Annotated in this window: 9 protein-coding genes and 1 pseudogene; 9 read left to right on the top strand and 1 reads right to left on the bottom strand. The window is 41.0% G+C overall.

Annotated elements, in window-relative coordinates:
• Window positions 1-169 precede the first annotated feature (169 nt).
• From AACS90_RS03505 to fur, 7 genes and pseudogenes are all read left to right on the top strand, one after another.
• Window positions 170-283: pseudogene (locus tag AACS90_RS03505) on the top strand (Rpn family recombination-promoting nuclease/putative transposase); the annotation flags it as partial.
• A 317-nt stretch (window positions 284-600) separates the two neighbouring features.
• The gene (locus AACS90_RS03500) at window positions 601-1,707 is read left to right on the top strand and encodes an efflux RND transporter periplasmic adaptor subunit (protein ID WP_099121716.1); all 1,107 of its coding nucleotides are present in this window, start codon (window positions 601-603) and stop codon (window positions 1,705-1,707) included.
• Window position 1,708: 1 nt separating this feature from the next.
• Window positions 1,709-4,822 carry an efflux RND transporter permease subunit gene (locus tag AACS90_RS03495; RefSeq protein ID WP_099121715.1) on the top strand — a complete coding sequence of 1,038 codons (3,114 nt, stop codon included), beginning with the start codon at window positions 1,709-1,711 and terminating at the stop codon, window positions 4,820-4,822.
• 45 nt (window positions 4,823-4,867) lie between these two features.
• Entirely contained in the window at window positions 4,868-5,458 is a 591-nt protein-coding gene (locus AACS90_RS03490; protein ID WP_099121714.1) for a TetR/AcrR family transcriptional regulator, read from the top strand.
• 225 nt (window positions 5,459-5,683) lie between these two features.
• On the top strand, window positions 5,684-5,974 hold the full coding sequence (gene ybfE / locus AACS90_RS03485; RefSeq protein ID WP_099121713.1) for a LexA regulated protein: 291 nt from the start codon (window positions 5,684-5,686) through the stop codon (window positions 5,972-5,974).
• A 174-nt stretch (window positions 5,975-6,148) separates the two neighbouring features.
• Entirely contained in the window at window positions 6,149-6,682 is a 534-nt protein-coding gene (gene fldA / locus AACS90_RS03480) for a flavodoxin FldA (protein WP_086956021.1), read from the top strand.
• A 329-nt stretch (window positions 6,683-7,011) separates the two neighbouring features.
• On the top strand, window positions 7,012-7,464 hold the full coding sequence (fur, locus tag AACS90_RS03475; protein ID WP_099111135.1) for a ferric iron uptake transcriptional regulator: 453 nt from the start codon (window positions 7,012-7,014) through the stop codon (window positions 7,462-7,464).
• A gap of 117 nt (window positions 7,465-7,581) precedes the next feature.
• Here fur and AACS90_RS03470 read toward each other — a convergent pair whose 3' ends face one another.
• The gene (locus AACS90_RS03470; protein ID WP_099121712.1) at window positions 7,582-10,275 is read right to left on the bottom strand and encodes a beta-N-acetylhexosaminidase; all 2,694 of its coding nucleotides are present in this window, start codon (window positions 10,273-10,275) and stop codon (window positions 7,582-7,584) included.
• Between the two features lie 394 nt (window positions 10,276-10,669).
• On the opposite strand from AACS90_RS03470, the gene AACS90_RS03465 reads away from it, so the two are divergent.
• Both AACS90_RS03465 and AACS90_RS03460 read left to right on the top strand, forming a co-directional pair.
• On the top strand, window positions 10,670-11,077 hold the full coding sequence (locus AACS90_RS03465; RefSeq protein ID WP_099121711.1) for a DUF2000 domain-containing protein: 408 nt from the start codon (window positions 10,670-10,672) through the stop codon (window positions 11,075-11,077).
• 68 nt (window positions 11,078-11,145) lie between these two features.
• Window positions 11,146-11,757: a LysE family translocator gene (locus AACS90_RS03460; RefSeq protein ID WP_099121710.1), complete on the top strand. Its 612-nt coding sequence runs from the start codon at window positions 11,146-11,148 to the stop codon at window positions 11,755-11,757.
• The last annotated feature ends 6 nt before the right edge of the window (window positions 11,758-11,763 follow it).

Below are 11,763 nucleotides of genomic sequence, written 5' to 3'. Positions count from 1 at the left end.
TTATTTATAATTTTTTGTTTCAAAAAAATACAATTTGTTATTTTTTAATGAACAATTATAAGATTAGTACCAGATTAAAATTTTTACCCATATATAAGTCGTAGGCGTTAATTTTAATTTTGTCAAATTATAACTTTGGTGTTTTAATAATTATTTTTTATTAAATAATGAAAAAATTAATAAACCATGTAATTTTAATACGTTAAAATTGACTAACTCTTCATTTATTGATCGTCAGTTACGTTTAAACATGTCTGATGTGCTTTATTCAGTGAAAACCCAATAGGGCTTCAGCTAACATTGCCCGAAACCTCTTAAAAAACGGTGCCAGTATTGAACGGGTTATGAAAAACACTGGTCTCAGCCGCGAAGAGCTTGTCTCCTTGCAATACCCCTTCTTCTCTTTTGTTCCCTTACCTGCCCAAAAAGTAGGTAAAGGAACAAAAACACCAATCCCATACACAACTTATAGTTAATTTCGTACGAAGCAATTTAGATTAGAATGTGGTTAAAATGTTTGCGCTCGATTTTTAGATAGACTAATCTATCTAAAAATATAGGTGCTAATTTAGGCATTCTGCTCATTAGTAAGGACGATAAATGGCAAGAAATTTGTTACCCCTTCTTGGCTTTTGTTTTTCTATTCTCATTTTCAATACAAACGCCCAGACATCCACGGAACAGATGTATGTTTCAACCACAACAATTCAGTCTGTTCCCTTTGTTCCCACCGTCAATATATTAGGGTCTATCGTCGCCAAAAATGAGGTTGTCATCAGCCCTACGCTGACTCAACTTATCATTACGCATGTTTTGGTCGAAGAAGGTGATCATGTCAAGCAGGGGGATGTTCTGGCTATGCTGGAAACGCCCATTCAGGATGAGAAAGTCAGGCAGGCCAGCGCTAAACTCGAACAATCACTGTCTCTGATAAAACAGAACGAAGCTGTAAACAATCAGGCACAATCTGAACTGAGGCGAGTAAAACCGCTTATCAGCACAGGCGTAATTTCAGCCAGTGAATTTGAAAAATATAAAATGGAAGCAAACTCCGCACTGGCCGCCCTGAATGCAGCAAAAGCTGAGTATCGACAGTTACAGGCTCTATTGCAGGAAGAAAAAAGCCAGCGGGCCAAAACAACGATCCTTGCTCCTAATGACGGAGTTATCAGTGAACGCATCGCTACAGTGGGGATGACCACCGATAATAATTACCTGTTTAAACTTATCGCTGATAACCAGTACGAATTTTCTGCTGAAGCCTATATCACTGAATTAAAACAGATCCGTGTCGGTTTCCCCACAACAATAACGCTCACTGAAGGTGAAAAAATAACGGGTAAAGTCAGATATATTTCGCCCAAAATTAATCCTGTCACTCAGATAGGAACTATCAGGATCGCTCTTGAAAATGTTCCCGCAGATATCAGGCCGGGTGATTTCGGTTATGCTTTCTTTCAGTTTAAGCCTGAAAATATTAATGCCATTCCTTATAGTGCAGTTAATATTACCAACGGAAATAAAGCCAGTGCCTTTATTGTTGGTAAAAAAAATGTGGTCGAAAAGAAACAACTTAATATAGGACGTATTTTTGGTAATTGGGTGGAAATAAAATCAGGATTATCAGCAAACGATAAAGTTGTTATTTCTGCATCTCCATTCTTACAGGAGATGGATACCGTTTCTATTAAGCCACAGGGAAAATAAAATGAAGTTTCAATTATCAGAATGGGCCATCAGAAAGCCAATTCCCACCATTGTTATTTTCCTGGCTCTGACAATTGCCGGGTTATTCTCTTTCTCTGAGTTACCCATTAATGCCAATCCGGTGATTAATTTCCCGATAGTGACGGTCACTGCTGCACAAAATGGGGCTTCTCCTTCCGAAATGGAGAATGCCGTTACCAAGCCTATTGAACGGGCAGTTTCTGGTTTACCCGGGATCCGGCATATTAACTCAACCATTACTGATGGTGTCTCTATTACTATTGTTGAATTTAATTTGACCGTTGATCCCAATGTCGCCGTTAATGATATTCGGGAACAAATCACCCAAATACGGGCAGAATTACCACAAACTATAGATGAGCCTCTGATAAATCGTATTGATATAGAGGGAGGTTCTATTCTGAATTACGCTGTTCAGTCAAAGGATAAAAGTCTGACTGAATTATCCTGGTTTGTGGATGACAAATTAAGTAAGCATTTATTAACTATTCCCGGCGTACAGAAGGTCAGCCGCTCTGGAGGCACAAGCAGAGAAATATTAGTTGAGCCTGACCCAGTGAAATTGGCTGCATTAAAAATCAGTGTTGCAGATATTAACCGGTTATTACTCCAAAGTAATGTCAATATCCCCGGCGGAAAAATGGTTATCGCCGGTCAGAATCATGCTATCCGTATTTTAGGTGCTAAAAATAAAATCGATTATTTACGTCAATTAAAATTCCCATTAGATAATAATAACTGGGTAACACTGGGCGATATTGCCACAATTAAAGATTCACATGCAGAAACAAATACTATTGCACGCCTGAATGGTGAACCTGTTATTGGTTTTGCCATCTTCCGTACCAAAGGCTCAAGTGATACCGTAGTTGAAAAAGGAGTCACACAGGCATTAAAAAAAATTGAAAAAGAATACCCTGATATTAATATCAAACTCGTTTCATCAAATGTGAAATACACCGTAGCCAGTTATAATGCCACTATGCAAACACTGATCGAAGGTGCAATATTAACGGTCATTGTTGTGTTCTTCTTTCTGAAAAGCTGGCGGGCAACATTAATTGCTGCAATTGCCCTGCCGTTATCTATCTTGCCTACTTTTATTATTCTGCATTTATTTGGCTACACATTAAACAGCATCACACTATTAGCATTAACGCTGGTGATCGGGATTTTAGTGGATGACGCGATAGTCGAAATAGAGAATATAGAAAAATATATTGAAAGAGGTGAAAGACCCTATATTGCCGCTATCAAAGCATCCAATGCTATCGGGTTTGCCATCATCGCGATTACGATTACGATTGTTGCCGTTTTTCTACCGGTCAGTTTTGTCGGTGGTTTTGTCGGCCAGTATTTTGTGCCTTTCGGCGTTACTGTTTCAGCCGCTGTTTTATCATCTTTGTTAGTTGCCAGACTGGTTACTCCCCTGATGTCTGCCTACCTGTTATTACCGAAAAAGGCATCGGCTAAAAAAACATTATCGGAAAAACATGACGAAGCAGATAAAGTCAGGACACCTGAGTGGATCAACAAATATGTTGCTATTCTCGATAAAACACTCAGATTTCGTAAAACAGCTTTGGCCTTAGCCCTTGTTTTCCTTTTTGGCTCATTAAGCCTGCTTGAGCTATTGCCCTCCGGTTTTTTACCCAAATCAGATATCAGTATCGCTAAAGTAGATATTGAAGTACCTCCCGGAACACAGGTAGCCAAAAGTGATGAACTTTTACAGAAGATTATTAAGCAGTTTAAAGACCGACCAGAAATTGTAGATATCTTTTCTATCGCAGGTGTTGAAGGGACAGCCGGGGATATCAGTCAGAGTAAAAGCACTATTATTATTAATTTAGTGCCGATTAATGATCGGAAATTGTCACAAAAAGAGTTTGAAGAATCATTAGCACCTATTCTGAGTGCAACGCCAGATATTCGATATAACTTTGGCAGCGGTAGCGGCAATAGGGATGTTTCAATTGTTTTAGCCAGCGACTATCCGGATATTCTTTCTCAAACAATACAGCAGCTACGTCAGGAAATGATGCAGTTAAACGGATTGAAAAATGTTCAGATCCTACAACCGTTACCCAGACGAGAAATTATCATCACCCCCAATATTGCGGAAGCAGCCAGAGCAGGTGTAACAACCGATGCGATTGGCGCTGTCATTAAAACCGCTACCATTGGTGAAACCAGTGCCAATACTGCAAAATTTAATTTACCTGACAGGCAGGTGCCGCTTCGCGTTTTATTGGCTAAAGAGGACAGGGATAATCTGGCCGTGCTGCGTAATATGTATGTCAGCAGTACATCAGGCGTTAATGTCCCGATTAAATCTGTTGCAGATATTACCTTCAGCTCAGGGCCTGATGCCATAGAACGCATCTCCAGAGAACGTAAGGCCGTGATTGAAGCAGACCTTGACGGCATTGCTATCGGAACCGCATTAGAGCAGATTAATCAATTATCCACGCTGGAGAAATTACCACCGGAAGTCAAAAGGATTGAGTATGGTGATGTTGAATACATGAATGAAATGTTCGAACGCTTCTTCACCACCATAATGCTCAGTATCCTGATGGTTTTGGCTATCCTGATTATTCTGTTCAAAGATTTCTTACAGCCTATCACCATTCTGATTGCCCTGCCGTTCGCTATCGGTGGTGCCATTATTGCTTTGCTTCTTTATAATGCCACGATTGATATGCCCGTTATTATCGGTATTTTAATGTTGATGGGTATTGTCAGTAAAAACTCAATCTTACTCGTTGAGTTTATTCTCGAAAAATCCCGCTCTGGCATGTCACGCAATGATGCCATCATTCAGGCAGGGAAAGAGCGCGTCAGGCCGATCATCATGACAACAATTGCCATGATTGCCGGCATGATCCCTTTGGTTCTGACCAGCGGTGCGGATACCAATTTCCGTGCTCCCATGGCTATCGCCGTCATTGGCGGGTTACTCAGCTCAACTTTACTCAGTTTGCTGTTTGTGCCCGTTATTTATAGTTATATGGATGATTTTAAAAATTATATCATTCCACGTCTCAGGAAATTGTCATCGGTAACAAAAGACGATCTTAATTATCACTGATATGAATCGATCTGATTCTGTACCCAGCCTTTGGAGGAATATAAGGTGAAAAAACAGACCGAAAAACAGCGGGAAAAACGTAAGCATATTCTTGATGCAGCCATCTCCTGTTTTATCGAAAAAGGATTTCATGCAACATCGACAGCAGAAATTTGCAAAACGGCTGGTATGAGTCCCGGAAACCTGTTTCATTATTACCCGACCAAAAATGCCATTATTGAAGCTATTGCAGAAGAAGATAGCCATGACTACGATGAAATTCTGGCTGCCTGTTATGATGAAAATTCAGTGACCGTGACTATCGAAAAGTTGTTAGCAAAGCTGGTAGAGCTCTATAACGAACCCGGCTATGCCCGGCTCAGTATCGAAATTATTGCTGAGGCCAGCCGGAATCCGGCTATTAATAAGATATTTATCGAAAATGAAAAAAAAGTCCGCGAACATTTAACCCGGCTAATCAGCAAAGGCATTGAAAATGGAGAAATTGATAAACAGATTAATGCTGAACAGGCCGCTTCCTGGCTGATGATCACCGTTGATGGTTCCATCGGCAGGCAAATCATGGAACCTGATTTTGCATGGCAGCAACGTCTTGATTCTTTTACCTATATGATACGAAAGGTTTTTATGCCGTAACCCCGGTATCCATGTACTGATTAAGGGAATGACCTTAATCAGTACAAATGGTTCCTTTTCTGCTTTATCTGTTTCACGATACTTTATTAACCACTGATACTTTATTAACCACTATTGTTATACCCAATCCTGATAATCTCTCCTATCAACCAGTAGCGACACGCGCCCAGCTAAGGTATCATTGCCGGCTATATTATTGGTACACGCCCTTTATCAATTGAATTTATGGCAAAAGAACAAACTGATCGCACCACACTGGATTTGTTCGCAGATGAACGCAGGCCTGGGCGACCTAAAACAAGTCCGCTGTCCAGAGATGAACAGCTTAGGATCAATAAACGTAATCAGCTGCGCCGGGATAAAGTCAAAGGACTTCGCCGGGTGGAGCTAAAACTTAATGAAGAAGCTGTCGATGCACTGAATCATCTGGCAAAACAGCGCAATATCAGCCGCAGTGAATTGATTGAACAGATGTTGCTGGCTCAGTTAGCAACAGAAAATAACCTTACCAATTAACGGCTTTAATTCAACAGCGTGATACGGCGCTACCACACAAATCTGACAGACTTGTCACTGATGTTTGGTCAAAATAAAGTTTTTTCGTTTATTAAAACTGATATTTTTCTCCTGCTGATTTCAGCGTGACGTGTATAACTTAACTACACATAAAACAAGAGGTTAATCCACTTTATGGCAATAATAGGTATATTCTTCGGCAGCGACACTGGCAACACAGAGAACATTGCCAAAATGATCCAAGAAAAACTGGGCGGTGCTGATGTTGCGGAAGTCCACGATATTGCCAAAAGCAGCAAAGAAGATCTTGAAGCTTTCGATATCCTGCTGCTAGGCATTCCAACCTGGTATTACGGCGAAACTCAATGTGACTGGGATGACTTTCTCCCGACACTGGAAGAAATCAATTTTGAAGGAAAATTGGTTGCCTTGTTCGGCTGCGGTGATCAGGAAGATTATGCAGAGTATTTCTGTGATGCCATGGGCACCATTCGCGATGTCATCGAACCTCGTGGTGCAATTATCGTTGGTCACTGGCCAATCGAAGGGTATCACCATGAAGAATCAAAAGGAATGGCAGACGATAAACACTTCATTGGGCTCACCATTGATGAAGATCGCCAGCCAGAACTGACTGATGAACGTGTTGAAACTTGGGTAAAACAGATCACGGCTGAAATGAGCCTGTCAGAAATCCTTGGCGCATAAAATTGTTCTGGCGTCTGATAGACATAAGAAACGTCTTTTGCACAGGATAATTCCTGAATAATGTGTCATGATAACGCGATAGGCATGGTTTTCATTTTCAATATCCATGCCTATAATCTACAACGTGAAACTAAATCATGATTCTCTCACAATAACACCCATAACTTATGGATTTTGAGTCGCATCACGATGGCAAGGGTACTCATCCTCCGAAACATAGGTCACTATGTGACAGAAATCAATGAGTACAGCCAAAAAAAAGGCGATTTGAAAAACGATGGGTATGTATTGTTAAGTTCACTAAACTCAAGCTACAGGACTGAATCCGCATGACCGACAACAATAAAGCATTGAAAAATGCTGGACTTAAAGTAACACTTCCTCGCCTGAAAATTCTGGAAGTGCTACAGGACCCAGAATGCCATCATGTCAGTGCGGAGGATCTCTACAAAAAACTGATTGATATCGGTGAAGAGATTGGCCTCGCCACTGTCTATCGCGTGTTGAACCAGTTCGATGATGCAGGCATTGTTACACGCCACAATTTTGAAGGCGGTAAATCGGTTTTCGAACTCACTCAACAACATCACCATGACCATCTAATATGTCTCGACTGCGGTAAAGTGATTGAATTCAGCGATGAATCCATTGAAGAACGTCAGAAAGATATCGCAACACGTTATGGAATCAAGCTGTCAAATCATAGTCTATACCTGTATGGTCACTGCACTACGGGCGATTGTCGCAAAGACGGTTCGTTACATGATGAGAAAGCACGATAAGGAGTCAGCATTTACTGCTACTTCTAGTGTCTGATCCTGTCAGAGAAGCTACTGCCGATTAGCTAAGACTAATCGGCAGGTTGCTTTTGAATATCCTATTAAGGAGCAACTGTAAGATTATTCAGAGGATACCTCTTCCACCCGGCTGAAACGCTTGCCGTCAGTGTTGACAGAACGAATTTTCACATGACCATTAACATGCGGCCGCTGTCTGTCATCATAAGTTTCCCATGTTTTTCCATCATCTAATGAATACTGAATAGTCAGACCCGGCAAGGCGATATTCGCTTCCAGTGTCCCGGAGATAATTCTTGCACCGGGTATCGGCAGGCGGTACGCAATATCAGCTTTATCCAGTTTAGCCATTTCGCGCTGTCCCACCAGATTAGCAAAATGCAGCCAGTCCTTATTAAGCTTATCGGTGTCTACATACCGTGTAATTCCGCCTTTATATTCCCTTCCCTGCTGGTAATTCTGCTCCCACTCAGCCTGATGCCATGCCCGTTCCGCCAACGGTAATAAGCGCGGATAAATCATATATTCCATCTGCTCATCAGTGCGCACAGTCTCACTCCATGACAGCCCTGACAACCCATATGCTCCCGGCCACCGTTTACCGCTGTTTGCATTAAAATGGTTTCCGTTGATATCCAACGAAGTTTCAGCATTTTGTGGCATATTATTGGGTGCAAAACTGAAGATTTTCGCTTCATCATTAAAACGGGAAGCCCAGTAGTAACCCCGCTCTTTCGGATTGACCTCGTAGGGCATATCCAGATAAACATAATCAGGACTGGAAATAATGACCTGATAGCCTTTATTGGTCCAGTCATTAACAGAATCCGCGCCGCCCGAATAAAGCGTATCCCAGAAGTTTACCGCGACATGTCGTGTAGCAAAGTCTTTTGCTGATTTCGCATGTTTCAGTCCGTCCTGCCATGATTGCATCGTATCAATGCCATGTTTATTAACGATTTTACTGACTTCAACCGCAAAATAACTGGACAGTTCATCAACATCTTTGATAATCCCCTTCTCAATTATTTTTTGGCAAGCCTGAGATTTTGCCCACGGCTTATCTTCAATTTTTTTATTGATGATCCCTTTACCCGGCTCAATCGGGCCATCTTTATCCTGATATCCCGCACCTAAACGAATATTTTTCGCTTCATCTCCCCCATAGTGCCATGTTGTCAGCGGTGAGCCGGCTTCTTTATGCATGTCGGCAATTTCACTGATAACTTTGTCAATAAAACGTTTGGAAGAGTCCATACATGGATTCAGATAGCTATGGCGATCATAAAATTGTGAAGATGTTGTATTTGAGGTATCTGTTGGATCGAGCAGACGATATTCATTAGCTGCCTGCTCTTTTCCTTCTGCCATCAGTTTCTTATAACGGGCTTCCATTGACACCACCGCTGCACGGGCATGAGCCGGAATATCAATCTCCGGGATCACCTCTATCTGACGGGCTTTGGCATATTCCAGAATATCAATGTAATCCTGACGGCTGAAGTAACCGCTTCCCATATTATTGCTATCCGGCCCTGAGCCTAACTGTGGTAGCAGGCACTTTGTCTCACTTAAATCATGACAGCGTTTACTGCCGATTTCTGTTAGCTCGGGTAAACCGGGAATTTCCAGACGCCAGCCTTCATCATCACTTAAATGGAAATGGAATTTATTCAGCTTATAAGCAGCCATTTGATCCAACAGGCGCAATACAGCTTCTTTACTATGGAAATTACGCCCGACATCAAGGAACGTGCCACGATACTCAAACCGGGGTGCATCTTGTGCTGTTAGTGTGGCAATTTTCGGTACACCATCAGCCGGGATCAGGGAAAACAGCGATTGCAGCCCATAAAACACGCCGGACTGATCAAAAGCAACTATATGTGCTCCCTTGGGGGTGATATCCAGCGAATAAGCACCTTTCACCCGCGAGTCACCCGAAAATTTGTCAGCATTTATTTGCGTTGTAATCAGGTAACCGTTATCGGTTAATTTAATCTTGTGAGCAGCAAAACGATCCCGAATCACCCTGACTGATTGGCCGCTCAATCCTCCCAGTTCCAGTTTTACTCCGCGGGACAAATTGACATCCTGTGAGTGAATCGTCACCTTTTTAGGTGTCGGAATAATCTTCCCACGTAATTTATCTTCACTAATTAGCACCATCTGCCGATTTTTCTCAAAACGGTTTTCAGGTGTCATCAGGATATTATGATCCGTTGTGGTGCGTTTCCACTGCTCTCCCTGAAAAGGAGATAAAAATGCGCTCAGATCTTCAGTATCCGTATTTACCAATACCTTAGGGATGGCATCACCGGATGTGGCATACCAGCGTGGCATAAAATCAGTGCTATAAACCTGCCAGTATCCTCCAATAATTGGCAGTATGATTTTTTCATTCGCTCTGATGCCCCTGAATTTTTCAGTCGGTTCCAGCCTATGCAGATCCCCTGTGATGTGAGTGATTTTATATTGCTCATGATCAATTCTGAGGATTTGGCGGATACTGTGGAAATAGAGTGACCAATCCGCGGAATCAATATTCTGATCACCATTGGTCAATATGATATTAACCCGATTACACGCTGCCCAGTCTGCACCTAAAATGGCGCAATTAGTCCCATGTGCTCCGGCCTGATTGTCTACGATACTGAAATTCACATTTAATTTGCTAAGTGAATCCACTACCTGCTGTGATGTCATTTCCGTACGAATATTTTCTGCACAAGCACCCGCAGTGAACCCTGCCGCCATGAGAAATGCTGCCAAAGTATGTAATTTAATGCTTTTCATTAATAATGACCTCGTCCGAGTTTATTTTTTCGCCCAGAACAAAAGGCTGTTTCTGACATATTAAAATGCGTTTAAACAACATGTTATGAACAACATCATTTAAGCAATATGGCTTCAATAACACGATTTAAATGACATGGCATCAACACAAAATAACCCTACACAACATGTGACTATAAGGCAATTTTTAATCTTGGTAGAAGGGCTTAATTTTCATTACGATTCTTTTGTATATAAAAAAAGTGATGAAAATCATACTTAATCTCTCTTTGGAACCACGCATTTTTAATATTCATCAGGTGTGGTATGCATCCATGCACAAACGTACAAGACAAATATGCTGCCGTTAATTAAATATATTGTTCACATAACAACGTATGGAGAATGACTTAAAATGTTTGATACGAAAATTGCTTTCATAGTGCGGGATGACTTACATATCTGGCAAAAAATGAATGTGGTTGCATTCCTCGCAACAGGCATTGCCTCATCTGCATCGGAGGTTATAGGTACCCCCTATATTGACTCTTCTGGCTATAAATATGGAAGTATGTGTGGTCAACCTATGCTTATTTTTGGTGCTGATCTTGATGAACTTCAACGTGTTCATAGGAAAGGCTTGGAGCGGTCTCTCCTTCTAGTTCCTTACGTCTATACTATGTTTTCAACAAATCACGATGCAGCGAACCGAGAAATTTTTTTAGCTGAAAATGCGGATAACATGAATTTAGTCGGCCTCGCTGTGCATGGTCCAAAGAAATCGGTAGATAAAGCAATAAAAGGATTATCTCTTCACAAATGATTCAATGTTGATTGGATAGCGGTCTATTTCAAGATTATAAAAATTTAAAATTTATTTAGAGCGATTGTATGGAAATATTTCTTTATACCCTTGGCGTAATGTATAGCCCCGGCCCTGTTAACTTTATGGGCATGAACTCTGGTTTAACCGGTCAATTTAAAAAAACGATTGGATTTTTTATTGGTGTAGGCTGTGCAATGCTTATATTATTTATATTTTTAGGGTATGCAGGAGAAGCTATTATCTCTCATAAACATCTTCCCTATATTTCATTACTTGGATCCTTATATACATTTTATCTTTCATTTAAAATGGTAACATCTAATATGCAGTTAGATAAGAAAGAGGTAATAGCGACACCTGATAAAACTCTTACATTTTGGAATGGTTTTTTAATTCAGGCATTAAATCCCAAGGGTGCACTTGTCGTCTTACCTGTCACTACGATTATGTTTCCTGCTGCTCATATTACAGGACCAATGATATTTTTAGTATCGGTACTGATTTCAATTGGTGGAGCTGGCGCGCCAGGGCTTTATGCATTTTTTGGCGAAATTATTGGCAAACAGATAAAAAATACCTCATGGCTTAATCATCTAAATAAAGTAATGGGTACTATGCTGGCTATTGTTGCCATTTTTATGGCTTATGATTTTTTTGCTGGCATTAACTTAATATAAGACACG

The sequence above is a fragment of the Xenorhabdus sp. KK7.4 genome (assembly GCF_963876465.1).
Taxonomy (GTDB): domain Bacteria; phylum Pseudomonadota; class Gammaproteobacteria; order Enterobacterales; family Enterobacteriaceae; genus Xenorhabdus; species Xenorhabdus stockiae.
Note: the sequence above shows the minus strand (reverse complement) of the source record. Positions and strands in the feature narration are given on the sequence as shown.

What these genes read in the sequence shown, in the direction of transcription:
- AACS90_RS03500 (WP_099121716.1), top strand. Translation starts at nt 601, where the DNA reads ATGGCAAGAAATTTGTTACCCCTTCTTGGCTTTTGTTTTTCTATTCTC.
- AACS90_RS03495 (WP_099121715.1), top strand. Translation starts at nt 1,709, where the DNA reads ATGAAGTTTCAATTATCAGAATGGGCCATCAGAAAGCCAATTCCCACC.
- ybfE (WP_099121713.1), top strand. Translation starts at nt 5,684, where the DNA reads ATGGCAAAAGAACAAACTGATCGCACCACACTGGATTTGTTCGCAGAT.
- fldA (WP_086956021.1), top strand. Translation starts at nt 6,149, where the DNA reads ATGGCAATAATAGGTATATTCTTCGGCAGCGACACTGGCAACACAGAG.
- fur (WP_099111135.1), top strand. Translation starts at nt 7,012, where the DNA reads ATGACCGACAACAATAAAGCATTGAAAAATGCTGGACTTAAAGTAACA.
- AACS90_RS03470 (WP_099121712.1), bottom strand. Translation starts at nt 10,275, where the DNA reads ATGAAAAGCATTAAATTACATACTTTGGCAGCATTTCTCATGGCGGCA.
- AACS90_RS03465 (WP_099121711.1), top strand. Translation starts at nt 10,670, where the DNA reads ATGTTTGATACGAAAATTGCTTTCATAGTGCGGGATGACTTACATATC.
- AACS90_RS03460 (WP_099121710.1), top strand. Translation starts at nt 11,146, where the DNA reads ATGGAAATATTTCTTTATACCCTTGGCGTAATGTATAGCCCCGGCCCT.